We start from the raw sequence: 25,854 nt of genomic DNA on the forward strand, positions 1-25,854 counted from the left end.
GGACTCATGGCCCGCCCTTTGAAAATCACACAGGATTAAGCCTGGGCCTTTTCAATGAATTTTACTGCGTCGCCGACCGTAAGGATCGAGTCTGCTGCATCGTCCGGAATTTCCACGCCGAATTCTTCTTCGAAGGCCATGACCAATTCGACCGTGTCGAGCGAGTCAGCGCCCAGATCGTCGATAAAGCTGGCGCCCTCGACAACCTTCTCGGCGTCGACGCCAAGATGATCAATAACAATTTTCTTTACGCGTTCTGCGATATCGCTCATGTCGGTTTCCTCGACCTTATATCCTGATGAGAATGCCTTCCGGCATCCCGACCCTGCTTCAGCCTTCGGCGCCCTCTCGGCACTTTCAGCAAACTCGTTAGCCCGGCTCTCGAAGATGTCCCATGCTGGCAAAAAGCCCGCCGGTCCGCCTTGTTTCCCGGAACGACTGTGACAGTCATGGCCCGCTTAACACGGTTTATGTCTGCCGCAAAGCCTGAAAATCAACCCCGTTCGATTGCTCAACACGCTATTCCGCCGAAAAACGCGAACAGGGCCGGTTTTCCGTTTCAGATCATGGCCATGCCGCCGTTTACGTGCAGTGTCTGACCCGTCATGTAGCCAGCTTCCGAGGAGGCAAGATAGGCGACTGCCGACGCGACTTCGGCGCCTGTTCCCATGCGCTTCATCGGGATCGCGCCCATGATCGCTTCCTTCTGCTTGTCGTTCAGCTTACCGGTCATGGCGGATTCGATGAAGCCCGGCGCGACGCAGTTGACGGTCACGTTGCGGGTCGCGATCTCCTGGGCAAGAGACTTGGTAAAGCCGATCATGCCCGCCTTGGAGGCGCAGTAGTTTGCCTGTCCCGGGTTGCCGGTAACGCCGACCACGGACGTAATGTTGATGATGCGGCCGTAGCGGCGGCGCATCATCGGATGTGTCAGTTCACGCGTCAGGCGGAACATTGCCGTCAGATTGACCTCGATGACGCTGTCCCAGTCCTCGTCGCTCATGCGAACGAAGAGGCCGTCCTTGGTGATGCCTGCGTTGTTCACCAGGATATCGACGCCTTCGAGCTCGGCTTCGGCCTTGACGCCGAGCTCCTTGACCTCGTCACGATCGGAGAGGTTCGCCGGGAATATCTTGACGCGATCGCCAAGTTCGCCCGCCAGCGCTTGGAGCTTTTCGACGCGCGTGCCGTGAAGGCCGACGACGGCGCCCTGTTTGTGGAGAATGCGGGCGATTTCCTCGCCGATGCCGCCGGATGCACCGGTGACAAGCGCCTTGCGGCCGGTAAGATCGAGCATGGATGCGTTCCTTATATTTGGTGAAACCAATCAGGCCATGAGGGCGGCAACGGCCGCGTCGATATCGGCGGGCGTATTGACGGTGATGCCGTTCACCGTCTTGTCGATACGGCGCGCAAGGCCTGTCAGAACCTTGCCGGAGCCGAGCTCATAAAGCGTCGTGACATTGTTTGCGGCAAACCATTCCACCGTTTCGCGCCAGCGGACCTGGCCGGTGACCTGCTCAACGAGCAGCCTGGCGATCTCGCCGGCATCCGTCACCGGCGCGGCGCGGACGTTGGCAATCAGCGGCACGACCGGGTTGGACTTCGAAACGCCTGCGAGCGCTTCGCGCATCGCATCTGCGGCCGGCGCCATCAGCGAAGAGTGGAAGGGAGCCGAAACCGGCAGCAGGATCGCGCGCTTGGCGCCCTTTTCGGTCGCAAGTGCCGCGCCTTTTTCGACGGCTGCCTTTTCACCGGAAATGACGATTTGGCCGCCGCCATTGTCGTTGGCGATCTGGCAGGCACCTTCGACCGACGCGGCTCCGCACACTGCAACCACGTCGGCATGTTCCAGACCGATGATTGCCGCCATGGCGCCGACGCCGACAGGGACTGCCGCCTGCATGGCGTTGCCGCGAATACGCAGCAGACGCGCGGTGTCGGCAAGCGAGAAGGTGCCGGCGGCACAGAGCGCGGAATATTCGCCGAGCGAATGGCCGGCGACGTAGGACACCTTCGACTTGAGATCGAGACCCTTCGCCCGAAGGACACGAATAACCGCGAGCGATACCGCCATCAATGCCGGCTGAGCATTGGCCGTGAGCGTCAGCGTATCTTCCGGGCCTTCGAACATGACCGTCGAGAGCTTTTCGCCGAGCGCATCATCAACCTCTTCGAAGACGGCACGGGCTTCGGCATAGTTTTCCGCGAGTTCCTTGCCCATGCCAACGGCCTGGCTGCCCTGGCCGGGAAATGTGAAAGCGACGGTCATCATATGTCCCTTATTATGTCATTTGGACTATTTCGCCTCCAATTGACGTTCTTGCCGGGAGAGTCAATAGCCGCGCCAGGGTCTCCAGAGCCTTTGCCGGCGCGAAAAGCCCCAATTTTTTCCTTGCGCTTGCGCAATTCGCGCCTAGATTTGCGCCGCCCTCCCCGGACATGTCCGCTCATCCATTTTCAAGGTATCCAATGAAGTTGAATCGATTAGGCCGTACCGACATTTCCGTTTCGCAAATCTGCCTCGGCACCATGACCTGGGGCACACAGAACACCGAAGCCGAAGCGCACGCGCAGATGGATTACGCGGTCGAGAAGGGTGTCAACTTCTTCGATACCGCCGAACTCTATCCGACGACCCCGGTCTCGCCGGAAACGCAAGGACGCACCGAGGACTATATCGGCAGCTGGTTTTCAAGGACGGGAAAGCGCAAGGACATCGTGCTGGCAACCAAGGTCTCCGGCGAGGGCCGCGACTACCTCCGCAACGGCGAAGGTGCCGACGCCAAGAACATCCGCCTCGCGCTGGAAGCCAGCCTGAAGCGGCTGAAGACAGACTACGTCGATCTCTACCAAATACACTGGCCGAACCGCGGCCATTTCCATTTCCGCCAGAACTGGACCTACGATCCCTTCGGGCAGGATCGTGAAAAGGCGCTTGCCAACATGACGGAAATCCTGGAGACGATGGGCGAACTGCAGAAGGCCGGCAATATCCGCGCCTTCGGGCTCTCCAACGAAACGGCCTGGGGCACGCAGAAATACCTGACGCTCTCCGACAAGAAGAACCTACCGCGCGTCGCAAGCGTCCAGAACGAGTACAGCCTGCTTTACCGCCACTTCGATCTGGACATGGCGGAGCTGTCGCATCACGAGGATGTCGGCCTGCTCGCCTATTCGCCGCTTGCGGCTGGCCTTCTCAGCGGCAAGTACCTGAACGGCGCCAGACCCGCCGGCTCACGCGCCTCGATCAATGGAAATCTCGGCGGCCGCCTTCAACCGCTCCAGGAAGCACCAACCAAGGCCTATGTCGAGATCGCCGCGAAATATGGTCTCGATCCCTCCATCATGGCGCTTGCCTTCTGCCTCACCCGCCGCTTCATGACCTCCGTCATCATCGGCGCGACGACAATGGAGCAGCTGAAGATCGACCTGAGCGCCGTCCAGGTGAACCTTTCGAGCGATGTCCTCTCCGAGATCGAGAAGGTTCGCCGACAGTATCCGATGCCGATGTGAGGGCGTGAGCCTGCCAGCAGCGTACATCGCCGAAGTTCCACCCGACGGGTCAGGTCACTGAGCCGTCAACGCGGATGCTGCGGCGGCTTTTGTGACCGGCAGTGGATTCCACTTTCCCGTTAGCGCATGCGGATTCGGTGCGTACAGCCGCATTGTCAAGGAGGGTGGTTAGCCGTCATTGAGACATTGACACGAGGTGCGAAAAAGCAACGCCAATACAGCTGATCAGTTACGACGTAAGTACTCTCGCAGATATGGTATTGGCCGTCCGGGGATTCCTGTACACGGTCCCGTGGGATGGTGAAATTATGCGGCAAATAGGTGTAACCACCATCTATCCTGGACCGCACTGAAGACCGAGGTATGGCGCGGCAATCAGAACCGCCGCAACACTTGAATTTCGTCTGTGGGTCAATCGTGTCTTCGTACCAATCATGGGCGTTAGCGGCTGTTGCGGCGGCGATACAGATTGCCGTGAAGATGAACCTTCGCATGGCATTCCTCAAGCATTTGGCAGGCGCGGCTCGTTCGAGCGTCCAAGTATATTAGCGCTCCGTTAAAAATACCATTGGCCTTCGACTGACTAACGCAGCTCCAGCAAGCGACGCTCGCAACTGAAAGACCGCATTGGGTCACGGCTTCAATGCACCGCATTGGGTCACGGCTTCAATGCTCCGAAGAACTGGCAGAGAAGGGTCGAACTTCTCCTTTCGTCGCTGACCGAAGATCGGACACACGTCGAAAACCAACACACCTTGCGATACGCGACTGCCCTCAACTGTGCGCGAAGGGAAGTTGCCTCTTTGTCGCGGGGGCTCTTGCCTTCTGCCGAAAAACCCGTATAAGCGCCCCTGTTCGCAAACCCGGTCTTCTGGCTGGTGGCTGAACGGAGGGCCGGTTTCCGTGGAAATCGTTCGGAACGGAAGCGTTCCAGCCTCCCGTGTCTCCGCTCTCGACCGTCTCGGAAACGCTTTTCTTGCCTGGGTTCAGCCCGTCAGGAGCAGTCGTTGAGGCTTAGCCGCCGAAGTTCGGGTTGAACCAACGCAAGAAAGGCAAAGCTGTCATGGCTCTTTATGAACATGTATTCCTTGCCCGGCAGGATATTTCCGCTCAGCAGGTCGATGCCCTCGTAGAACAGTACAAGGGCGTGATCGAAGCTAACGGCGGTAAAGTCGGGCGCATCGAAAACTGGGGCCTCAAGTCCCTCACCTACCGCATCAAGAAGAACCGCAAGGCTCACTATGCCCTGATGGACATCGATGCTCCGCCGGCTGCCGTCCAGGAAATGGAACGCCAGATGCGCATCAGTGAAGACGTCCTGCGCTACATGACCATCGCTGTCGAAAAGCACGAAGAAGGCCCGTCGGCCATGATGCAGAAGCGCGACCGTGACGACCGCGGCCCGCGTGACGGCGCCCGTGGCCCGCGCGAAGGTGGCTTCGGTGATCGCGACCGTGGTCCTCGCCCGCCGCGTGAAGGTGGCTTCGGCGACCGTGAAGACCGTCCGCGCCGTCCGCGCGAAGACCGCGTATAAGGAGATTTGAGATATGTCTGAAGCTTCCTCCGCTCCGGTCCGCCGCCCGTTCCATCGCCGCCGCAAGACCTGCCCGTTCTCCGGCGCAAACGCTCCGCGAATCGACTACAAGGACGTCCGTCTCCTGCAGCGCTACATTTCCGAGCGCGGCAAGATCGTTCCGTCCCGCATCACGGCTGTTTCGCAGAAGAAGCAGCGCGAGCTCGCCCAGGCGATCAAGCGCGCCCGCTTCCTCGGCCTGCTGCCTTACGTCCTCGCCTAATCGGCTGACGCAGTTGAATTGAGGGAAGGCAGCGATGCCTTTCCTCCTCCCTTCCGCGATGGGCGCGGATCGGAACCCTGAAAACCCATGTTGAGGCGGGTTTCTCTGAATTTGATTCAGGAAACATCCTCTAACTGCTTGATGAAGCAGGACAGCGATGTGACCAAACTGAACTTCAAGACGCTGCTGACCGGCGCGCTCGCCGGATTGACCGCCGCACTCCTCGTGCTCGGCGCGAGCGCGCAGTTGTCGTTCAGCGCCCTGCTTTACGCCGCTTCCGCGCTACCCATCCTTCTCGTCGGCCTCGGCTGGGGCAATGCTGCAGCAATCTCGGCCGTCGTGACGGCCGCCTCCGTCGGCGCTACCGCCATCTCGCCGACCTTCGCGCTGATGATGACGCTGGTGACGCTGATCCCGGCCGGCTGGATCAGCCACCTGGCAAATCTTGCCCGCCCTGCCGCCGAACTCGGCGGTCCCGACCACCTGACGGCCTGGTATCCGCTTTCCGACATCCTGCTGCATCTCTGCGGGCTGGTGACGCTCGCCGTCATCGTGACCGGCTACATGATCGGCTACGGCCCGGAGCTCATCGGCCAGATGGTCGATACGCTGTTCGGCTCCTTTGCGCAGCAGCAGCCTGATTTCACCTTCAATGACACGGCCACCGCGCAGACGAAATCGTTGCTGCTCCTGATGCTGCCAGCCATCCAGGGCGCGATGTGGGTGCTGATGCTGTTTGCGGCCTACTACATCGCGACACGCATCGTGAACGCATCCGGCCGCGCGCTTCGCCCGCGCGAAGACATTCCGTCGGCCCTGCGCATGAACCGCAATGCGATCTTCGTCTTCCTCGCCGGTCTTGCCGCCACCTTCTTCGGCGGCGTTCCAGCGATCATCGGAGCAACCGTCGTCGGCACCTTCGGCGCCGGCTTCCTGCTTTCCGGCTTCGCCGCGCTGCATTTCCGCACGCGCGGCAAGGATTGGCGCCTGCCGGCGCTCGTCCTCTGCTACCTGGTGTCGCTTATCCTGATGCTGCCAGCCTTTTTCATTCTCGTCGTCGGTCTGTCCGATACGCGCAAGGCGATCGCCCTGACCCCGAACAAGAATGCCGATGCCCCTCAATCCACAGACAAGAAAACCTAGAGACACGAAAGGAAAACGAAGATGGAAGTCATTCTTCTCGAACGCATCTCCAAGCTCGGCCAGATGGGCGAAACCGTGAAGGTTCGCGACGGCTTTGCACGCAACTACCTCCTGCCGCTCGGCAAGGCTCTGCGCGCAAACGCCGCCAACAAGGCCCGTTTCGAATCCGAGCGCGCCACGCTCGAGGCCCGCAACCTCGAACGCAAGTCGGAAGCCCAGAAGGTTGCCGACGTCCTCGGCGGCAAATCCTTCATCGTCGTTCGCTCCGCGGGCGAAACCGGCCAGCTCTACGGCTCGGTTGCTGCCCGCGACGTCGTCGAAATCCTCGCCGCCGAAGGCTTCAACATCGGCCGCAACCAGGTTCACCTGAACACGCCGATCAAGGCAATCGGCGTCCACAAGATCGAGCTGCAGCTTCACGCCGAAGTCGAAATCCACGTCAATCTCAACGTGGCCCGCTCCGCCGACGAAGCCGAGCGCCAGGCAAAGGGCGAAACGCTCACCTCCGTCGACGCCATCTACGGCGTTGATGAAGACGCCCTTCGCGCGGAAGACTTCTTCGATCCGGATGCCGACGGTAACGCCGAAGACGAAGCATAAGCTTCGGAAACATCTTACAGAAACAGAAGTCCGGCTCCAGCCGGGCTTCTGTCGTTTTGCAGATTGGTCTGGCCCGGTCTCATTGTCCCCGGACTACCGCAAGGTTAGCCTGCATTGCGCGGATGACGTTCAAGGTCGTCCTGAGATCGTTTTCGAGAATGCCCGCGACGACCCGGGCGCGCACGTCTGCGGCTAGATCCTCAACCTCTCCGGCGACGACCCTGCCCGCATCCGTCATGTAGATCTCCTTGGCGCGGCGGTCGGAACCGGCGACGCGGCGTTCCAGGAAACCTTGTGCTTCCATGGCATCCAGAATCCGGACGAGCGTCGGCGTTTCGAGCTCCAGCCGTTCGGCGAGTTCCCGCTGATTGATGCCGTCCTTCTTGTTCAGGGTAAAAAAGACTCGCGCGCGCGGCAACGTCATGTTCCTCTGGCGCACGAGCGAATCGAATGTCGCTCTCAATTTTCGGCTGAACGCCGCGATGTTCTCGACAAGCTCGCGCCTGAGCTGCATATCCGGCATCATTTCCCCTTATTATTTAGTTAGTGTGCTAATTATATTTCCTCTGTCTAATTCAGTCCCAGCGCTTTTACAAGTGCCACGCTCGACGCATTCGGGCTAAGTTATATGGGTTGGATGAGTCGCGGGTTCCACGCCGTGTCCTCAAGGTGACACCGGCGATATTTTCTCCCTGGCGGCTTCACGCGCTGTGGAGAAGTCGAACAATGTGCAAAGCGTTACGGATTTCACGGCAAGCCCAAGGCTGTTGCTGAGCTGCACTTGCATTTGCCTTGGCGAGCCTGCAAATCCGGGGACGGAAAAGACAGAACGGATCAAGATGAACGACGCAGCGCGAAAGATTGCCGCCGTTGCTCCAGCGGAGCAGCATTACCGCGAAGCACCCAACAACATCGAAGCCGAGCAGGCGCTTCTGGGTGCCATCCTGATGAACAACGACGCCTATTACCGGGTGTCTGACTTCTTGAAGCCGATCCACCTTTATGAGCCGCTCCACCGCAAGATCTACGAAGTTGCGGGCGATATCATCCGCATGGGCAAGATCGCCAATCCGGTGACGATCAAAACCTTCCTGAAGGCCGACGAGAAGGTCGGCGACATGACTGTCTCCGAGTATCTCGCGCGCCTTGCCCGCGAAGCCGTGACGATCATCAACGCCGAGGATTACGGCCGGGCGATCTACGATCTGGCGCTACGCCGGGCGCTGATCACCATCGGCGAGGACATGGTCAATATCGCCTATGACGCGCCGCTCGACATGCCGCCCCAGACGCAGATCGAAGATACCGAGCGCCGCCTCTTCGAGCTTGCCGAAAACGGTCGCTACGACGGCGGCTTCCAGGCCTTCAACGACGCCGTGGCGCTGGCGATCGATATGGCTGCGGTCGCCAAGGAGCGCGACGGCGGTCTCTCGGGCATTTCGACGGGCATTCATTCGCTCGATTCGAAGATGGGCGGACTGCAGCGATCGGACTTGATCATCCTTGCCGGCCGCCCGGGCATGGGCAAAACCTCGCTTGCGACCAACATCGCCTACAACATTGCCGCCGCCTATGAGGGCGAAGTCCAATCCGACGGCAGCATGAAGGCGAAGAACGGTGGCGTCGTCGGCTTCTACTCGCTTGAAATGTCGTCCGAACAGCTCGCCACCCGTATCATCTCCGAGCAGACGGAAGTCTCCTCCTCGAAGATCCGCCGCGGCGACATCAACGACGCAGATTTCGAAAAGCTCGTCGCCTGCTCGATGATGATGCAGAAGGTGCCGCTCTATATCGACCAGACCGGCGGCATCTCGATTGCCCAGCTTGCCGCCCGCGCCCGCCGCTTGAAGCGCCAGCGCGGTCTCGACGTGCTGGTCGTCGACTACGTGCAACTGATGACCGGCTCGGGCAAGGCGAACGAGAACCGCGTCCAGGAAATCACCCAGATCACCACCGGCCTAAAGGCTCTCGGCAAGGAGCTTAACGTTCCGATCATCGCGCTGTCTCAGCTCTCGCGTCAGGTCGAAAGCCGCGACGACAAGCGCCCGCAGCTTTCCGACCTTCGCGAGTCTGGCTCGATCGAGCAGGACGCCGACGTCGTGCTCTTCGTGTTCCGCGAGGAATATTACGTCAAGAACATGGAACCACGCGATCCGGCCGATCCGAAGTATGCGGAATGGGAAGCGCTGTTCGACAAGGTGAAAGGCACGGCGGACGTCATTATCGCCAAGCAGCGTCACGGACCGACCGGCACCGTGAAGCTCGCCTTCCAGGCGGAATTCACGCGCTTTGCCGATCTCGCCGACCCGTCCTTCGTTCAGTACGAGGAACACTGAGTTCCAGTGCGATTTGACAAGCCGCCCTCATGGTGGCAGCCCTCATGGTGGCATCATCGCCAACATGAGGGGAAGACGGGTGAAGCACAGGGCCATGTCTTCAGCTTTTCCTCCCCCGAGCAGCTCTTTATGATCCTGACGCCCAAGCGCTGGACCATGATCGAGACACTGCAGGGGCTCGGCCCCTCGACGTATCGTAGTCTGGCCGCCGCCCTTTCCCGCGACGTCAAGCGGGTGCATGAGGACACGGCGGCGCTCATGGAATGGGGGCTGGTCGAGGTCAATGACGAGGGACGCAACATGTGCGCTACGACGTCATCCACGCGGATTTCGACCTTCGCAGCGTTTCCTGATGCTGGCTTTCTTCTGAAGGATTGTGCAGCGCAAAGTTTTGCGACGACCGACGAAACTTCATTCACTCCGAAGAACCAAGCCTGCAGTGCGGCGCCGGACTTCCTATTGACCAAGTTGACCACTAAACTGGCTGGAGACTCATCTTCCGGCCATTTTTTGATGTGGATTCATGACTGAATTTTCCGACGATTTCGAAGAAGACAGGTTTGCTTCCGCCGGCGTGCGGCTGACGGTCGATCTGACTGCACTGACGGAAAACTGGCAGGACCTGGCACGGCGCTCCGGCAAGGCGCGCGCATCCGCAGTTGTGAAGGCGGACGCCTATGGCATGGGCATCGAGGATGCAGGTGAAGCGCTCTACATGGCGGGTGCCCGGGATTTCTTCGTCGCAACAGTTGATGAAGGCGTGACATTGCGCCTCTACGCGCCTGAAGCCCGCATCTTTGTGCTCGCGGGCATCTGGCCAGGCACGGAACGGCGCTTCTTCGAGAACGATCTTGTGCCGGTCATCTCCTCCGAGGAGCAGCTTGCCTTCTGGATGGCGGTGCTTTCGGAATATGGCGACTATCCTTGCGCGCTTCATGTCGACACCGGGTTCAACCGGCTCGGCCTTCACATAGACGAAGCACTTGCATTGGCTGATGACGTCTCTCGCCCGGCCAGCTTCGCCCCGGTTCTGGTCCTAAGCCATCTCGCCTGCGGCGACGATCCGTCATCGCAGATGAACAAGCAGCAGCTTGAATCATTCCGCAAGGTTAGCGCCGCTTATGAAGGTATCGAATCAAGTCTCGCGGCATCCGGCGGCATCTTTCTTGGCGAGGATTATCATTTTGACCTGACGCGCCCCGGCATTGCCATCTACGGCGGCGAAGCGGTTAGCGGCATGGCGAACCCCATGCGGCCGGTTGCGACGGCGGAGGCCCGCGTGATCCAGGTCCGTACCGTGCGCGCCGGCGAATCGGTCAGTTATGGACGGGCTCTGAAGCTTGACCGCGATAGCCGCCTCGCCATCGTTTCCGCCGGTTATGCGGACGGCTACATGCGCTGCCAGTCGAGCGGCGGTGTGCCGCTTCGCCAGGTTGTGCCGAAGGGCGGCCAAGGCTTCTTCGAGGGCTACACGGTTCCGGTTGCCGGGCGCATCACCATGGACCTCACTATCTTCGACGTAACCGATCTGCCGGAAAACCTCATCCGTTCCGGCGATTACATCGAGCTCTTCGGCAAGAACATCCCCGTCGACGATGCGGCGCGGGCGGCCGGCACGATCGGCTACGAGATGCTCGCGGGCGCGGGGCTGCGCTACGAGCGCAAATACATCAGCGAAGAATGAACTCAACGGCTCGTCAACGCCAGCCGCACGCCGAGGGCGACGAACAGTGCGCCAAGACCGCGATCGAGCCACTGGCCGATCTTGCTGTTGTGCTTGACGAGATCGGCAAGCCGCCCTCCGGCCAGGATCAGCGGCGGCTCGATGAAGGCAGCAACCACAATGATCAAGGCGCCGTGCACGGATAGCTGCAGCCAGGCCGGTCCCGCTCCCTCGACAACGAACTGCGGCAGGAAGGCGAGAAAGAAGATCGCGACCTTCGGGTTAAGCAGCGAAACGAGCACGCCCTGCCGGTAGATCCGTCCCCAGCCCAGCCTTTCGCCTGCCGCCTTGAGGAAGGCGCCCTCGCCGCTCGACCGCAGGGCCTGGATGCCGAGCCAGACGAGATAGATCGCACCGATCCATTTCACTGCCGAGAAGGCAACGGCGGAGGCGGCAAGTACCGCCGAAAGTCCGAAGGCGGCAAGAAGCACGTGCAGGCAGGCGCCGGTCCAGATTCCGAAGACGGCCGAAAAGCCGGCGCGCGTACCGCTCTTGATCGTATGGCCGAGGATAAAAGCCATATCCGGACCCGGCGACAGGTTCAAAAGCACGGCGGCGGTGAAGAAGGCGATCCAGTGGGCGAACGAATAATCGAGCATTGGCAATCCATCAGATGATCCTCCCATGCTGCCACTTGAGCACCTGATGGGAAAATCATTAGTTTTGATCGGTCCCGCAAGCCATTATCTACGGCAATCTGATTCGGGCGCACCGGCGCTCATGGACGAAGGCATCATTGATGGCGAAGGCCAGGACACAATTCATCTGCCAGAGCTGCGGCACGATCCATAACCGCTGGGCCGGCAAATGCGAAAGCTGCGGCGAATGGAACACCATCGTCGAGGAAGACCCAATGGGCGGGATCGGCGGCGGACCGGCAAGAACGCCGAAGAAGGGCCGCCCGGTGACGCTGACGGCGCTTTCCGGCGAGATCGAGGAAGCGCCGCGCATCCATACCGGCATTTCGGAGCTCGACCGGGCTCTCGGCGGCGGCTTCGTGCGCGGCTCGGCGGTGCTCGTCGGCGGCGATCCCGGCATCGGAAAGTCGACGCTGCTGATGCAGGCGGCGGCGGCCCTTTCGCGGCGCGGCCACAAGATTATCTATGTCTCGGGCGAAGAGGCCGTGGCGCAGGTGCGGCTGCGCGCCCAGCGCCTGCGCGCTGCCGATACCGACGTGATGCTTGCCGCTGAAACCAATGTCGAGGATATCCTCGCGACACTCGCAGAAGGCAAGCGGCCAGACCTCGTCATCATCGATTCGATCCAAACGCTCTGGAGCGAACTGGCGGAATCCGCGCCCGGAACGGTCACGCAGGTTCGCACCGGCGTGCAGTCGATGATCCGCTTTGCCAAACAGACGGGAGCCGCCATGGTTCTCGTCGGCCACGTCACCAAGGACGGCCAGATCGCCGGTCCACGGGTAGTGGAACATATGGTCGACGCGGTGCTCTATTTCGAGGGCGACCGCGGCCATCACTACCGCATCGTGCGCACGGTGAAGAACCGCTTCGGTCCGACGGACGAGATCGGAGTCTTCGAGATGTCCGACGGCGGCCTGCGCGAAGTCGGCAACCCGTCCGAACTTTTCCTCGGCGAGCGCAATGAAAAGTCGCCAGGAGCGGCGGTCTTCGCCGGCATGGAAGGCACGCGCCCGATCCTCGTCGAGGTGCAGGCGCTGGTGGCGCCGACATCGCTCGGCACGCCGCGCCGCGCGGTGGTCGGATGGGATTCGGCCAGGCTTTCTATGATCCTTGCGGTGCTCGAGGCGCATTGCGGCATCCGGCTCGGCCAGCACGACGTCTATCTGAATGTCGCCGGCGGCTATCGCATCGGCGAACCGGCGGCCGATCTTGCCGTCGCATCCGCCCTGGTTTCCTCGCTTGCCGGTATTGCCCTTCCCGCCGATTGCGTCTATTTCGGCGAAGTCAGCCTGTCGGGAGCCGTCCGTCCGGTTGCGCATACCTCTCAGCGCCTCAAAGAAGCCGAGAAGCTGGGATTTTCTGCAGCGCTGCTTCCGTCAGCCTCCGCCGATTTGCCGAAGGGTCCGGGCGGACGCTGGAGCGAAATCGAGAGCCTGCCGGATCTGGTCGTGCGCATCGCCGGATCCAAAGGTGCGCTACGACGTGTGGAAGACGAGGTTTGATCCTTTCATTGCCATAAACGGTGGTGATATAGGATGCACACGAATGAAGCCCGACCGAACCGCATGACCAAGCGGCGGTCCTGGAGTTGAATTTATATGCCCATCACGATTTTCGACGGTGTTGTCATCGGCGTCGTCCTCTTCTCCGCCGTTCTGGCGATGGTCCGCGGTTTTTCGCGCGAGGTATTGTCGATCGCAAGCTGGGGCGGCTCGGCTGCCGCTGCCTACTACCTCTATCCGTATCTCGTGCCTTACGCGAAGCGGTACACCGACGACGACCGCATCGCCATCGTTGGCTCAGCCGCCGTCGTGTTCCTGATTGCGCTGATCGTCATCTCCTTCATCACCATGAAGATTGCCGATTTCATCATCGACAGCCGGATCGGCGCGCTGGACCGCACTTTGGGCTTCCTCTTCGGCGCGGCACGCGGCATACTGCTTCTCGTCGTGGCGGTGGCCTTCTGGAACTGGCTCGTCGATGCCGATCACCGGCCGGCTTGGGTAAACAACGCCAAGTCAAAGCCGTTCCTTGACTCGATGGTCGTAAAGCTGCAATCGGTCCTGCCTGAGGAATTCGCACAGATGGTGAGAGCCAGCGTGCTCGAGAAGGTTCAGCCGCAGGGCCAGGGCGCTGAAGGCAGCAATGCACCGGCCGGCGAACAGGCCCCGGCGGATGATGCAGCCCCGTCTGGCGGCGCGCAGCCGCAGTCTAATTGACGCAGTGTTCAACAGCTTGACCTGCCGCGTGGCAATTGCCATTTGAGCGGGACGCGAAATAAGGGTCCGGCCGGGCATTTGCTCTGCCGGGCCTCCGCCGTTTAAAATGCCTGAATCCGGCATCATACCATGGAAAAGCCGATCCATTCTTGTGAGAGCAAAGGCCCGCATCAATGAACCAGTCCCATTCCTTGACGCTCAACGATGAACTCGATGGAGATACGCTCCACGAGGAGTGCGGCGTCTTCGGCGTTCTCGGCCATCCCGACGGCGCCACGCTGACGGCGCTCGGGCTTCACGCTCTCCAGCATCGCGGACAGGAAGCGGCCGGTATCGTCACCTTCGACGGCCGCCAGTTCCACACCGAAAAGCGCATGGGGCTCGTCGGCGACCACTATACCGATCCGGCAACGCTCGCGAAGCTGCCGGGCTTCATCTCCATCGGCCACACGCGCTACTCGACGACGGGTGAAGTTGCGCTCCGCAATGTCCAACCTCTCTTTGCCGAACTGGAGGTCGGCGGCATCGCCGTCGCCCATAACGGCAACTTCACCAACGGCCTGACGCTTCGCCGTCAACTGATTGCCGATGGCGCCATCTGTCAGTCGACCTCGGATACCGAAGTCGTTCTCCACCTGATCGCCCGCTCCAAGCAGGCCTCCTCCTCCGACCGTTTCATCGATGCTATCCGCCAGATGGAAGGCGGCTATTCGATGCTGGCCATGACCCGCACGAAGCTGATCGCCGCGCGCGATCCGATCGGCATCCGCCCGCTCGTCATGGGCGAGCTCGACGGCAAGCCGATCTTCTGTTCGGAAACCTGCGCGCTCGACATCATCGGTGCGAAGTACATCCGCGACGTCGAAAACGGCGAAGTCGTCATCTGCGAAATCCAGCCGGACGGCTCGATCACCATCGATGCCCGCAAGCCCGAGGCGCCGAAACCGGAACGGCTCTGCCTTTTCGAATTTGTCTACTTCGCTCGCCCTGACTCCGTTGTCGGCGGCCGTAGCATCTATGTCGCCCGCAAGAATATGGGCATCAATCTTGCAAAGGAAGCGCCGGTCGATGCCGATGTCGTCGTTCCGGTTCCGGACGGCGGGACGCCGGCAGCGCTCGGATACGCCCAGCAAAGCGGCATTCCCTTCGAATATGGCATCATCCGCAACCACTATGTCGGCCGCACCTTCATCGAGCCGACGCAGCAGATCCGCGCCTTTGGCGTCAAGCTCAAGCATTCGGCCAACCGGGCAATGATCACAGGCAAACGCGTCGTCCTCGTCGACGATTCGATCGTGCGCGGCACCACATCGCTGAAGATCGTCCAGATGATCCGTGACGCAGGCGCCAAGGAAGTCCACATCCGCGTCGCAAGCCCGATGATCTATTTCCCGGACTTCTACGGCATCGATACGCCGGACGCCGACAAGCTGCTTGCCAACCAGTACAACAGCCTGAAAGCGATGTGCGATTACATCGGCGCAGATTCGCTCCAATTCCTGTCGATCGACGGGCTTTATCGCGCAGTCGGCGGGGAAGATCGCAACAACGAGAATCCGCAGTTCACCGACCACTATTTCACTGGCGACTACCCGACGCGCCTGCTCGACAAGGAAAGCACGAGCAACGTGCGCAAGCTCGCCGTGATGGCCAGCAACGGCTAAGGGACTTCATAAATCTGAATGAGCGCCAGCGCCTCCTCTTCCCCTCGTGAGGGTGAGATGCGTTTCCGCGCAACCGACACGGACGACACGATCATGACCATCGACCTCAAGAACCGCATCGCACTCGTCACCGGCGCATCGCGCGGCATCGGCTATTTCACGGCACTGGAATTGGCAAAGGCTGGAGCGCATGTGATCGCCTGCGCCCGCACGGTCGGCGGTCTCGAGGAACTCGATGATGCAATCAAGGCGGCAGGCGGCAGCGCCACGCTGGTGCCCTTCGACCTTGCCGACATGAACGCCATCGATGCGCTCGGTGCCTCGATTTTCGAGCGCTGGGGCAAGCTCGACGTCCTCGTTGCCAACGCCGGCGTGCTCGGCGTCATCTCGCCGATCGGCCATATCGAGGCGAAAACCTTCGAGAAGGTGATGAACATCAACGTCACCGCCACTTGGCGGCTGATCCGCTCTGTCGATCCGCTGCTGACGCGCTCGGACGCCGGTCGCGCCGTGATCATCTCGTCGGCTGCCGCTCACAAGTGCCGCCCGTTCTGGGGTCCCTACTCCGCGTCGAAAGCCGCCGTCGAAGCGCTCGCCCGCACCTGGGCCGGCGAAAGCCGGTCGACGGCCCTTCGCGTCACCAGCGTCGATCCGGGCGCCACGCGCACCGCCATGCGCGCCCAGGCGGTGCCCGGCGAAGATCCTTCGACGCTGCCGCACCCTTCCGAAGTCGCCAAGGCGATCCTGCCGCTCGTCGGCCCGGATGTGACCGAGACAGGCAAGCTCTTCATCGTCCGCGAGAACAGGCTCGTGGACTACCGTCTGCCGGAATAAGGGCTACTGGGCCGCGGTTTCGGCGAACAGCGCGGCAAAGCCCGTTTGCGCGGGGCATAGCGCATTGAGGTCCACCGGCCCCTCAATGCCGTCGACTCTGCCGTTGTCGGCAAACTGCCATATCGACCAGCGGCCGCATCTCTCCTGCTCTGGTTCTTTGAATACGCTGCGCAACCAGAGATAGTGATCCGGGAAACGGGATTCGTTGCCTTTAAGATATTGATCAAAGAACTCTTGGGTGACGTAAAAGATTGGCTTTTCGGGAAAGGTGCCCTTAAGCTCCGTGACGAACGCATTTACTTCAGCCGTCATTTCCTCGAGCGTCGGGACCTTGTCGCAGTTGCCGACAAATTCGAGATCGATCGCGATCGGCAGCGTGCCCTGCTGTTTGGGAACTGTCGCCAATACGTTTTGCGCCTGCTCGCGGCCAGGGCGGCAGAAGGTGAAGAAGTGGTACGCCCCGCGCACGATGCCGGCCTCGTTCGCCGCCTGCCAGTTTTCCGCGAAACGTGTATCCTTGTGGTCGCCGCCCTCAGTCGCCTTCATAATCGCAAAACGCACATTCGGCCGCGCGGCGAGCGTCTTCCAATCGATAACGCCCTGATGATGACTGATGTCGATTCCCTGGATGGGATAGTCTTCGAGTGAAGGAGGAACAAAAGGCGCCATGGCTCGATCGTATGCCAGATACGATGCCGATGCGACAGCCAGAATGGCAATGCCAATGACGGCGCGGTGCAGGATCTTCCTCACGTGGCTTCCTTCCCGGTATTTCTGTTTTTTCTAGCAGAATTTTATGCGCAACGACGAATGGCGACGTCCCGGCCCTGCAATCGATTGACTGGATCGAATACAGCCGCTTACGCGGCACTTGACCAAACACCGTTCCCGCGCCATAAAACGCGCCATGAAAACGGTTATCTGCATTATCTGCCGGAAGATCATCCGCTAGCGCGCTCGCTGGCCTGGCCGTTTTCGTCTCCCAAATACCCAAAGATGAGAAACGCCCCGGCCCGCGGGTGCCGGTATTTTTCGGATCATTGCATTTTGGGAGAATAGACATGGCCGGTCAGCCGGAACAGAAGAAGCCGAAAATCAAGCTGTACAATACGCTGACGCGCGAGGAGACGGTCTTCAAGCCGATCGATCCGCAGAATGTCCGCATGTATGTCTGCGGCCCGACTGTTTATGACTATGCCCATATCGGCAATGCGCGTCCCGCCATCATCTTCGACGTGCTCTTCCGGCTGCTCAGGCACGTCTATGGCGCCGAGCACGTCACCTATGCGCGCAACATCACCGACGTCGACGACAAGATCAACACGCGGGCGCTGCGCGACCACCCTGGCCTGCCGCTGAACGAGGCGATCCGCCTGGTCACCGAAAAGACCGAGACGCAGTATCTCGAAGATGCCAAGGCGCTCGGCTGCCTCGATCCGACTATCCAGCCGCGGGCAACGGAAAATATTCCGCAGATGGTCGAGATCATCGGGAAGCTGATCGCCAAGGGCCACGCCTATCAGGCGGAGGGCGAAGTGTTGTTCGACACGAAATCCATGGCGGATTACGGCGCGCTGTCGAAGCGCAATCTCGACGAGCAGCAGGCCGGCGCCCGCGTCGCCGTCGATGCGCACAAGAAGAACCCCGGCGACTTTGTTCTCTGGAAGCTTTCAAGCCACAACGAACCCGGCTGGGAAAGCCCCTGGGGCCGCGGCCGTCCGGGCTGGCACATCGAATGCTCGGCGATGAGCGAACGCTATCTCGGCGAGGTCTTCGACATTCACGGCGGCGGGCTGGACCTGATCTTCCCGCACCATGAAAACGAAATCGCCCAGTCGCGTTGCGCCCACGGCACGGAGGTGATGGCGAATGTCTGGATGCACAACGGCTTCCTGCAGGTCGAAGGCCGCAAGATGTCGAAGTCGGAGGGCAATTTCGTTACCATCTACGAGCTGCTGCACACCGAGACATTCGGCGGCCGCAAATGGCCGGGCGAAGTGCTGCGCCTTGCGATGCTGATGACGCACTACCGCGAGCCGATCGATTTTTCGATCAAGCGGCTGGAAGAGGCGGAACGCCTGCTGGCGAAGTGGCCAGTGGCGGATGCCGGCGACGCAGTTCCGGATGAGAGCGTGTTGAACGCGCTTGCCGATGACCTGAACACGGTCGCCGCCGTCCAGGCGCTCCACGCCCTGGCGCAATCCGGCAATGCCGCTGCTTTCGCGGCGAGTGCTGCCCTTCTCGGTGTGGAGATGAAGGAAACGGAGGTCGACGAAGCGGTCGCCGCCGAAATCGACAGGCGCGTGCGCGCCCGCCTTGAACTCTTGAAGGCAAAGAACTTCGCCGAGGCCGACAAGATCCGCGAGACGCTGCTTGCCGAGGGGATCCAGCTCAAGGACGGAAAGGATGCGGCAACCGGCAAGCGGGTGACGACGTGGGAGGTGAAGCGGTGAGTTTGCGGACATCCAAGACCCCTCCCTATGCCACGACGCTGCGGGATAGCCTCACCCCGAATCTTGCCATATCTACCGACGTTGACGGAGAGGATAACGTCGGCGCCAGGAGTCGGCCCTCCCCCTTGTGTGGAGGGTTGGGAGGGATCTTTTCGCCCACGCCAAACTGGAGGAGGTCGCAATGACCGTCTACACCGGCGGCTGCCAATGCGGGGCGATTCGCTTTCGGCTCGCAGGCGGGCTTACGCATACGTCGATTTGCCATTGCCGCATGTGCCAGAAGGCGTTCGGCGGCTATTATGCGCCGCTGGTTTCCGTACGTGGGGCCGATTTTGAGTGGACGCGCGGCGAGCGGAAGACATTCCGGTCGTCCAATTTCGCCGAGCGCGGCTTCTGCGGCGATTGCGGCACGCCGCTGACCTATGAGGCACCGGACGGGATGGCGATCGCCGCGGGCGCATTCGACGATCCGTCGGCGCTGCCCCCGACAACCCAGTACGGCATCGAAGGCAAGCTGCCGTTCATGGACAAACTGCACGAGCTTCCCGGCACCCGGACTGAGGACGACACCGAGGCGGCCGAATTCATCAACGAGATCGTCTCCTATCAGCATCCGGATCACGACACGGCGGAATGGCCGGAGGAGCGCAAGTGACGGCGGGAGCAAGCCATAGCGGCGGATGCCAGTGCGGCGCGGTACGTTATCGTGCTTCCGGCGAGCCCGGCTATCCGCATGTCTGCCATTGCCGCATGTGCCAGAAGGCGGCCGGCAACTATTTTCTGCCGCTTGGCAGCTTCATGCGCGTCGATTTCGCCATCACGCGCGGCGAACCGAAGTGGTTCCGCTCTTCCGATCTCGTGCGCCGCGGCTTCTGCGGGGATTGCGGCACACCGCTCTTCTACGACATTCCCGAAGCCGATTCCGTCAATATTACGCTGGGATCGCTGGACGATCCCGATGCGGTCAAACCGGTGATGCAATCAAATACCGGCCGCAAGATGAGCTGGTTCCACGCGCTGGACACGCTGCCGGTGGAGCCCGACGACGAAAGTTCGGAGCGCGAAGGCGCGATCTCGGCGAGCAACCATCAGCATCCCGATCACGATACGAGGCACTGGCCGTCCGGAGGACAGACATGAGCGAAATCATTCGAACAGGCGGTTGCCAGTGTGGCGCCGTGCGTTTCCGCATCACAGGCAAGCTGGGGCGGCCGTCGATCTGCCATTGCCGCATGTGCCAGAAGCAATTTGGCGGCTTCTTTTCCGCGCTCGTCACCGCGCCAGACGAGGGCGTGGAGTGGACACGCGGCGAGCCGAGCTACTTCCAATCCTCGGTCAATATCGACCGCGGCTTCTGCAGCAGTTGCGGCACGCCGATGACCTACCGGCATCCGGGTGGGCTGGAGCTCGCCATTGGCACCTTCGACGACCGCAGCGATCTCGCGCCGCAGATACAGGTGAACTACGACTCGCGCCTGCCCTGGGTCGAAACGATCTTCGAGGCACCGGTTCACCGGGATCCTGATTACTATTCCCGGCAGGAGCAGATCATCTCCTTCCAGCATCCCGACCATGATACCAAGGCCTGGCCCGCGAAAGGCGTGAAGATATGACCGAAGTGCTGCGTACACTCTATCCTGAAATCGAACCCTATGCATCGGGCCATCTCGATGTCGGCGACGGCCATGTGATCTACTGGGAGCGCAGCGGAACGCCGGGCGCCAAGCCGGCCATCTTCCTGCACGGCGGTCCGGGCGGCGGCATTTCGCCTGTGCACCGCCGCCTCTTCGATCCGGCGCTCTACGACGTGACGCTGTTCGACCAGCGCGGCTGCGGCAAGTCCACGCCGCATGCCGACTTGAATGCCAACACGACGTGGCATCTGGTCGCCGATATCGAGCGGCTGCGCGACATGGCGGGGGCCGAGAAATGGCAGGTCTTCGGCGGCTCCTGGGGCTCGACGCTGGCGCTCGCCTATGCCGAGAAGCATCCCGAACGGGTCTCCGAACTCGTCGTGCGCGGCATCTATACGCTGACGAAGGCGGAGCTCGACTGGTATTATCAGTTCGGCGTGTCCGAGATGTTCCCGGACAAGTGGGAGCGCTTCATCGCTCCGATCCCGCCGGAAGAGCGCCACGAGATGATGCATGCCTATCACCGCCGCCTGACGAGCGATAACAAGGCGATCGCGCTCGAAGCCGCACATGCCTGGAGCATCTGGGAAGGCGAGACGATCACGCTGCTGCCCGAGCCGTCGACCAGCGGCAAGTTCGAGGAGGCGGAATTCGCCTACGCCTTCGCCCGCATCGAGAACCACTTCTTCGTCAATGCCGGCTGGCTGGAGGAAGGGCAGCTCATCCGCGACGCTTACAAACTCATTGATATCCCGGGCGTCATCGTGCACGGCCGCTACGACATGCCCTGCCCCGCACGCTTCGCCTGGGCGCTGCACAAGGCCTGGCCGAAGGCGGAGTTCCACCTGATCGAAGGCGCCGGCCACGCGTTTTCGGAACCCGGCATCCTGGATCAGCTGATCCGGGCGACGGACAAGTTTGCGGGGAAGGCCTGACGCATTGCCACGAGGCCCCTAGCCCTCTACCCGAGGGGAGAGGGGACGACACAAACGAGACCGGCGCAGCCCCCTTCTCCCCTCGGGGAGAAGGTGCCCGAAGGGCGGATGAGGGGCCACGCACACCACAAAGACTAAAGGGCCCGCTTGCCGGGAGGACGCTATGAAAGAACGCATCTACCTCTTCGACACGACGCTCCGCGACGGGCAGCAGACGCCCGGGATCGACTTTTCGGTCGAGGACAAGATTGCGATTGCGACCATGCTAGACGAGTTCGGCCTCGATTATGTCGAGGGCGGATATCCAGGTGCGAACCCGACGGATACCGCCTTCTTCGCAGAGAAGCGCACCAGCCAGGCAGCTTTCGTCGCCTTCGGCATGACAAAGCGGCCCGGCGTTTCCGCCTCCAACGATCCGGGGCTTGCCGCTCTCTTGCAGGCGAAGAGCGATGCAATCTGTTTCGTTGCCAAGAGCTGGGACTACCACGTCAAGGTCGCGCTCGGATGCACCAATGAGGAAAACCTCGAATGCATCGCTGAGAGCGTGAAGGCAGCCATTACCACCGGCAAGGAAGCGATGGTCGATTGCGAACATTTCTTCGACGGCTACAAGGCCAATCCCGCCTATGCGCTCGCCAGCGCGAAAACAGCCTATGAAGCGGGTGCGCGTTGGGTCGTGCTCTGCGACACCAATGGCGGCGCGCAGCCACCCGAGATCCGCGCCATCGTCGAGGCGGTGATCGCTGCGGGCGTCCCCGGGCACTGTCTCGGCATCCATGCGCATAACGATACCGGCCAGGCGGTCGCCAATTCGCTTGCCGCCATCGAGGCCGGCGTGCGCCAGATCCAGGGAACGCTCAACGGCATCGGAGAGCGTTGCGGCAATGCCAACCTGGTGACGCTGATCCCGACGCTGGCCCTGAAGGACAGCTACAGCACGCGCTTCGAAACCGCCATCGATACGGAACGGCTGGTCAACCTTACGCTGCTTTCGCATGCTTTCGACGAACTTCTGAACCGCTCGCCGGACCACCAGATGCCGTATGTCGGCGCTTCGGCCTTCGCCACGAAGGCGGGCATCCATGCCTCCGCGCTGCTCAAGGATCCGCGCACCTACGAACATGTGCCGCCGGAAAGCGTCGGCAATTTCCGCAAGGTCATGGTCTCCGACCAAGGCGGCAAGGCGAATTTCATCAATGCGCTGAAGCGCCGCGGCATCGAGGTCGCCAAGGACGATCCGAAGCTCGACCGGCTGATCTCCATCGTCAAGGAACGCGAGGCCACCGGTTATGCCTATGAGGGCGCAGATGCGAGCTTCGAGCTGCTGGCGCGCCGCACGCTCGGCACGATCCCGGAATTCTTCTCGGTCGAAGGCTTCCGCGTGATGGTCGAGCGCCGCTTCGACTCGCACGGGCGGGTGAAGATCGTTTCCGAAGCCGTGGTGAAGATGGCCATCGACGGCCACACGATCATGTCGGTGGCAGAAGGCGACGGCCCGGTCAACGCGCTCGACCTGGCGCTGCGGAAGGATTTCGGCAAATACCAGCACGAAATCGACGATCTGGTCCTCGCCGACTTCAAGGTGCGTATCCTCAACGGCGGCACGGAAGCTGTCACCCGCGTTCTCATCGAATCCACCGATAGCGACGGCGTGCGCTGGTGGACGGTCGGCGTCTCGGAAAACATCATCGACGCCTCGTTCCAGGCGCTCATGGATTCCGTGATCTACAAGCTGATGAAGAACCGGCAGCTGGCGGGCAAGATCGCGGCGGAGTGAGGATCACGGCTCCTCGAAGGAAAGCCCCCAGTCCTGCTCGCCATAGCACTCCTTCCCATGGGGCGCGGTCCGCCAGCGGAAACTGCGAACCTGAAGCAGCCGGCGGCTGTGGAAGGCTTCCGCCAGTCCCTCGTGGCGGCCGGCCGGTGGCGGTTCCTGACCCTCGGCCCAAACGAAGGAGACCGGCTGAATGAAGCGGGCGCCAAAACCCCTGGCGCGCCGGTCTATAAGCAGGAAGCCTGCCGAACGGGTGAAGCCGGTCGACCTGCCATTCTTGACTGCCGGGATTCCGAGCGGAAACAACAGCCGCCCACTGACGCCCAGGTTTTCGATCCAGGCGGCCGGCGGGTGATCGAGCGCGAAATTGACGTAGATGACGTCGGCGTCCTCCTTCGGCCATTCGGCCGCATCGCCCTGCACCACTTCAACATTGGGATAACCGGAAAGGTTTTCCCGCGCCTTATCGGCCAGCGCCTTGTCGTATTCGATCGCGACGATCTTGCCAGAGGAGCCGACGAGTCCGGCAATGATCGCGGTGTAATAACCGGTCCCGACACCCAGATGGGCAACCGTCTCGCCCTCCCGGATTCCAAGCGTATTCAGAGCAGACGCGTGAAGGGAGGGCATGCCGTTGTTGACCCCGCGCCGGGTGTCGAGGCCTATCAACAAGTCCTGATAAAGCACGAGCGGATCGGTGGAAGCCATTTCCCGATAATTACGGAAGTCGTTATAGACCCAGGGCGGCGGGCCGACGAATTTCTCACGCGGTACTTCGGCAAAGGCCGCAAGCAGCCTGTCGTTCTTCGTAACACCTGCCTTCGCCAGTATCTGGCGGGCATAAATCTGCCGGTATGGCGGCTCATCCTCGAAAGCCATGCACTCCTCCGCTTCAAATCCGCTGACAATCCATTCACCGAAATGAATTGGTCTATTCACGGCACTTACGCTAATCGAGATCAGAAGAAGAACAAAGATGGAAACACCCGATGTCTGCCGAAGCGAGCCCTGCTGCCGTCAAGAACGAAGATAGCGCGCGGGGTTTCGCGTTTGCGCTGGCGGCCTATCTTCTGTGGGGGTTCCTGCCGATCTACATGAAGGCGCTGGCGCATATTTCCCCGGCGGAGGTGATCGCGCATCGCGTTCTCTGGTCCGTTCCGATTGCCGGGCTCGTGCTGCTCGCGCTCGGCCGCACGCAGGACATCCGTGACGCGCTGCGCTCGCCGCGCATGCTTGCCATGGCGGCGCTGACGGCGGCGCTCATCACCGTCAACTGGGGCACCTATGTCTGGGCGATCGGCGCCGGGCATTCGCTCGATGCCGCCATGGGTTATTTCATCAATCCGCTGATCAGCATCTTCATGGGCGCGGTGCTGCTCAAGGAGAAACTGCGCCCAGTCCAGATCGTCGCCATCGGGCTGGCGGCAGTTGCCGTTGTCGTTCTCGCCGTCGACGGCGGCGGGCTTCCGTGGGTGGCCCTGACGCTCGCCTTCAGCTGGGCTTTCTATGCCTTCTTCCGCAAGACACTGCCGCTTGGCCCCAACCAGGGCTTCCTGCTCGAAGTGCTGATCCTCAGCGTTCCAGCCATCCTCTACATCGTCTATCTGGAGTTCTTCAGCGGACAGGGCCACTTCGTTCAAACAAGCTTTAGTGATACGGCCCTGCTTTTCGGCTGCGGAATCGTTACCGCGGCGCCGCTGATGATCTACGCCAACGGCGCAAAGCTTCTGAAGCTCTCGACGATCGGCATCATGCAGTACATCGCGCCGACGATGATCTTCCTGATCGCGATCTTCGTCTTCCACGAACCGCTTGATACAGCGCGCATGATCGCCTTCCCGCTCATCTGGGCAGGCCTCGTGCTTTACACTTGGTCGATGCTGAACGCGACGCGCGGGCGCTGAGCGCCTCGCTTCACATCTTCGAAATCACAGCATCCTCGCCCTCACGGTCGGCAGCAAGTTCGGCTGCCTGCGCCATGATGGCGGGAATGATGCTGGAGATGTCGTCGATCACGAGCGGCTGCACGCGGTGCGCCGTGTGCACGAAGCCCTCGTCAGTCATGTGCTTCATCAGTTCCATCATCGGGTCCCAGAAGCCCTTGATGTTTGCGAAGACCATCGGCTTCTCGTGACGGGCAAGCTGCGCCCAGGTCATGATCTCGACGATTTCCTCCAGCGTGCCGATCCCGCCCGGCAGCGCCACGAAGGCGTCGGAGCGCTCGAACATCAGGTGTTTGCGCGCATGCATGTCCGGCGTTACAATGAGCTCGTTGAGCTGGCCGAGGGAATGGCGCGTCGCCTCCATGTCGATCAGGAATTCGGGGATGATGCCGGTCACCTGCCCCCCATTGGAAAGCACGCCGCTCGCAACAGCACCCATGATGCCTTTGGTGCCGCCGCCATAGACGAGCCGCAGACCGTATTCGGCGATTTCTTTGCCGAGCGCGCGCCCGGCGGCCATGTATGCTGTATCCCGCCCGGGCCTCGACCCGCAGTAGACACAGATGGACTGAATTGAATGAGATTGATCGCTCATATGGGAAAACAACTATTCCATGCCTGCGCAGTCAAGAAAAATGACAGA

27 protein-coding genes are annotated in these 25,854 nt (G+C 61.2%); 19 read left to right on the plus strand and 8 right to left on the minus strand.

Annotation, left to right across the window (positions count from 1 at the left end; genetic code table 11):
• Positions 1 to 35: 35 nt before the first annotated feature.
• From ACZ9BX_RS09075 to fabD, 3 genes are all read right to left on the minus strand, one after another.
• Positions 36 to 272, minus strand: coding sequence for an acyl carrier protein (locus tag ACZ9BX_RS09075; protein ID WP_027507378.1), 237 nt, complete (start codon positions 270 to 272; stop codon positions 36 to 38).
• Between the two features lie 287 nt (positions 273 to 559).
• Positions 560 to 1,297 (minus strand): 3-oxoacyl-[acyl-carrier-protein] reductase, encoded by a 738-nt coding sequence (fabG, locus tag ACZ9BX_RS09080; RefSeq protein WP_476217279.1) that lies wholly within the window; start codon positions 1,295 to 1,297, stop codon positions 560 to 562.
• A 30-nt stretch (positions 1,298 to 1,327) separates the two neighbouring features.
• Positions 1,328 to 2,272 (minus strand): ACP S-malonyltransferase, encoded by a 945-nt coding sequence (gene fabD, locus ACZ9BX_RS09085; RefSeq protein WP_476219936.1) that lies wholly within the window; start codon positions 2,270 to 2,272, stop codon positions 1,328 to 1,330.
• A 200-nt stretch (positions 2,273 to 2,472) separates the two neighbouring features.
• Here fabD and ACZ9BX_RS09090 point away from each other — a divergent pair, with 200 nt between their 5' ends.
• The 5 genes from ACZ9BX_RS09090 (at position 2,473) to rplI (ending at position 7,055) form a co-directional block, all read left to right on the plus strand.
• Positions 2,473 to 3,516 (plus strand): aldo/keto reductase, encoded by a 1,044-nt coding sequence (locus ACZ9BX_RS09090; protein ID WP_476217281.1) that lies wholly within the window; start codon positions 2,473 to 2,475, stop codon positions 3,514 to 3,516.
• Positions 3,517 to 4,579: 1,063 nt separating this feature from the next.
• On the plus strand, positions 4,580 to 5,050 hold the full coding sequence (rpsF, locus tag ACZ9BX_RS09095) for a 30S ribosomal protein S6 (RefSeq protein WP_027507383.1): 471 nt from the start codon (positions 4,580 to 4,582) through the stop codon (positions 5,048 to 5,050).
• A 13-nt stretch (positions 5,051 to 5,063) separates the two neighbouring features.
• The gene (gene rpsR, locus ACZ9BX_RS09100) at positions 5,064 to 5,312 is read left to right on the plus strand and encodes a 30S ribosomal protein S18 (RefSeq protein WP_027507384.1); all 249 of its coding nucleotides are present in this window, start codon (positions 5,064 to 5,066) and stop codon (positions 5,310 to 5,312) included.
• 141 nt (positions 5,313 to 5,453) lie between these two features.
• A complete protein-coding gene (locus tag ACZ9BX_RS09105; RefSeq protein ID WP_476219938.1) occupies positions 5,454 to 6,455 on the plus strand; it encodes a DUF2232 domain-containing protein in 1,002 nt (333 codons plus the stop codon).
• Between the two features lie 21 nt (positions 6,456 to 6,476).
• The gene (rplI, locus tag ACZ9BX_RS09110) at positions 6,477 to 7,055 is read left to right on the plus strand and encodes a 50S ribosomal protein L9 (protein ID WP_027507386.1); all 579 of its coding nucleotides are present in this window, start codon (positions 6,477 to 6,479) and stop codon (positions 7,053 to 7,055) included.
• A gap of 79 nt (positions 7,056 to 7,134) precedes the next feature.
• Here rplI and ACZ9BX_RS09115 read toward each other — a convergent pair whose 3' ends face one another.
• Entirely contained in the window at positions 7,135 to 7,578 is a 444-nt protein-coding gene (locus ACZ9BX_RS09115; RefSeq protein WP_476217285.1) for a MarR family winged helix-turn-helix transcriptional regulator, read from the minus strand.
• Positions 7,579 to 7,894: 316 nt separating this feature from the next.
• On the opposite strand from ACZ9BX_RS09115, the gene ACZ9BX_RS09120 reads away from it, so the two are divergent.
• The 3 genes from ACZ9BX_RS09120 (at position 7,895) to alr (ending at position 11,075) form a co-directional block, all read left to right on the plus strand.
• Positions 7,895 to 9,391, plus strand: a complete 1,497-nt coding sequence (locus ACZ9BX_RS09120; protein WP_476217287.1) for a replicative DNA helicase — start codon at positions 7,895 to 7,897, stop codon at positions 9,389 to 9,391.
• Between the two features lie 129 nt (positions 9,392 to 9,520).
• Positions 9,521 to 9,922 (plus strand): HVO_A0114 family putative DNA-binding protein, encoded by a 402-nt coding sequence (locus ACZ9BX_RS09125; protein WP_476217289.1) that lies wholly within the window; start codon positions 9,521 to 9,523, stop codon positions 9,920 to 9,922.
• Positions 9,915 to 11,075 (plus strand): alanine racemase, encoded by a 1,161-nt coding sequence (alr, locus tag ACZ9BX_RS09130; RefSeq protein ID WP_476217291.1) that lies wholly within the window; start codon positions 9,915 to 9,917, stop codon positions 11,073 to 11,075. The genes ACZ9BX_RS09125 and alr overlap by 8 nt, the downstream gene beginning before the upstream one ends.
• 2 nt (positions 11,076 to 11,077) lie before the next feature.
• Here the strand turns inward: alr and ACZ9BX_RS09135 are convergent, their stop codons facing one another.
• On the minus strand, positions 11,078 to 11,713 hold the full coding sequence (locus ACZ9BX_RS09135) for a LysE family translocator (RefSeq protein ID WP_476217293.1): 636 nt from the start codon (positions 11,711 to 11,713) through the stop codon (positions 11,078 to 11,080).
• A 140-nt stretch (positions 11,714 to 11,853) separates the two neighbouring features.
• Here ACZ9BX_RS09135 and radA point away from each other — a divergent pair, with 140 nt between their 5' ends.
• The 4 genes from radA to ACZ9BX_RS09155 all read left to right on the plus strand — a co-directional run bounded on the left by radA (position 11,854) and on the right by ACZ9BX_RS09155 (position 16,472).
• Positions 11,854 to 13,257, plus strand: coding sequence for a DNA repair protein RadA (gene radA, locus ACZ9BX_RS09140; RefSeq protein ID WP_476217295.1), 1,404 nt, complete (start codon positions 11,854 to 11,856; stop codon positions 13,255 to 13,257).
• Positions 13,258 to 13,353: 96 nt separating this feature from the next.
• Positions 13,354 to 13,974, plus strand: a complete 621-nt coding sequence (locus tag ACZ9BX_RS09145; protein WP_476217297.1) for a CvpA family protein — start codon at positions 13,354 to 13,356, stop codon at positions 13,972 to 13,974.
• A gap of 173 nt (positions 13,975 to 14,147) precedes the next feature.
• Entirely contained in the window at positions 14,148 to 15,638 is a 1,491-nt protein-coding gene (gene purF / locus ACZ9BX_RS09150; protein ID WP_476217299.1) for an amidophosphoribosyltransferase, read from the plus strand.
• Between the two features lie 93 nt (positions 15,639 to 15,731).
• Complete coding sequence (locus tag ACZ9BX_RS09155; protein ID WP_476219939.1) at positions 15,732 to 16,472, plus strand: SDR family NAD(P)-dependent oxidoreductase; 741 nt, start codon at positions 15,732 to 15,734, stop codon at positions 16,470 to 16,472.
• A 3-nt stretch (positions 16,473 to 16,475) separates the two neighbouring features.
• Here ACZ9BX_RS09155 and ACZ9BX_RS09160 read toward each other — a convergent pair whose 3' ends face one another.
• Positions 16,476 to 17,225: a glycoside hydrolase family 25 protein gene (locus ACZ9BX_RS09160; RefSeq protein WP_476217301.1), complete on the minus strand. Its 750-nt coding sequence runs from the start codon at positions 17,223 to 17,225 to the stop codon at positions 16,476 to 16,478.
• A gap of 308 nt (positions 17,226 to 17,533) precedes the next feature.
• Between ACZ9BX_RS09160 and cysS the strand changes: the two genes are divergently transcribed.
• From cysS to cimA, 6 genes are all read left to right on the plus strand, one after another.
• On the plus strand, positions 17,534 to 18,925 hold the full coding sequence (gene cysS / locus ACZ9BX_RS09165) for a cysteine--tRNA ligase (RefSeq protein ID WP_476217303.1): 1,392 nt from the start codon (positions 17,534 to 17,536) through the stop codon (positions 18,923 to 18,925).
• Positions 18,926 to 19,106: 181 nt separating this feature from the next.
• The gene (locus ACZ9BX_RS09170; RefSeq protein ID WP_476217305.1) at positions 19,107 to 19,580 is read left to right on the plus strand and encodes a GFA family protein; all 474 of its coding nucleotides are present in this window, start codon (positions 19,107 to 19,109) and stop codon (positions 19,578 to 19,580) included.
• On the plus strand, positions 19,559 to 20,065 hold the full coding sequence (locus tag ACZ9BX_RS09175; RefSeq protein WP_476217307.1) for a GFA family protein: 507 nt from the start codon (positions 19,559 to 19,561) through the stop codon (positions 20,063 to 20,065). The genes ACZ9BX_RS09170 and ACZ9BX_RS09175 overlap by 22 nt, the downstream gene beginning before the upstream one ends.
• A complete protein-coding gene (locus ACZ9BX_RS09180) occupies positions 20,062 to 20,538 on the plus strand; it encodes a GFA family protein (RefSeq protein WP_476217309.1) in 477 nt (158 codons plus the stop codon). The genes ACZ9BX_RS09175 and ACZ9BX_RS09180 overlap by 4 nt, the downstream gene beginning before the upstream one ends.
• A complete protein-coding gene (gene pip / locus ACZ9BX_RS09185; protein WP_476217311.1) occupies positions 20,535 to 21,494 on the plus strand; it encodes a prolyl aminopeptidase in 960 nt (319 codons plus the stop codon). The genes ACZ9BX_RS09180 and pip overlap by 4 nt, the downstream gene beginning before the upstream one ends.
• 163 nt (positions 21,495 to 21,657) lie before the next feature.
• The gene (cimA, locus tag ACZ9BX_RS09190) at positions 21,658 to 23,271 is read left to right on the plus strand and encodes a citramalate synthase (protein WP_476217312.1); all 1,614 of its coding nucleotides are present in this window, start codon (positions 21,658 to 21,660) and stop codon (positions 23,269 to 23,271) included.
• Between the two features lie 3 nt (positions 23,272 to 23,274).
• Here the strand turns inward: cimA and ACZ9BX_RS09195 are convergent, their stop codons facing one another.
• Positions 23,275 to 24,147: a protein-L-isoaspartate O-methyltransferase family protein gene (locus ACZ9BX_RS09195; protein ID WP_476217314.1), complete on the minus strand. Its 873-nt coding sequence runs from the start codon at positions 24,145 to 24,147 to the stop codon at positions 23,275 to 23,277.
• A gap of 110 nt (positions 24,148 to 24,257) precedes the next feature.
• On the opposite strand from ACZ9BX_RS09195, the gene rarD reads away from it, so the two are divergent.
• The gene (gene rarD / locus ACZ9BX_RS09200; protein ID WP_476217316.1) at positions 24,258 to 25,172 is read left to right on the plus strand and encodes an EamA family transporter RarD; all 915 of its coding nucleotides are present in this window, start codon (positions 24,258 to 24,260) and stop codon (positions 25,170 to 25,172) included.
• 10 nt (positions 25,173 to 25,182) lie between these two features.
• Here the strand turns inward: rarD and ACZ9BX_RS09205 are convergent, their stop codons facing one another.
• Positions 25,183 to 25,806: an LOG family protein gene (locus ACZ9BX_RS09205; protein WP_476217318.1), complete on the minus strand. Its 624-nt coding sequence runs from the start codon at positions 25,804 to 25,806 to the stop codon at positions 25,183 to 25,185.
• Positions 25,807 to 25,854: the final 48 nt, after the last annotated feature.

Source organism: Rhizobium sp. USDA 3886 (assembly GCF_056279785.1).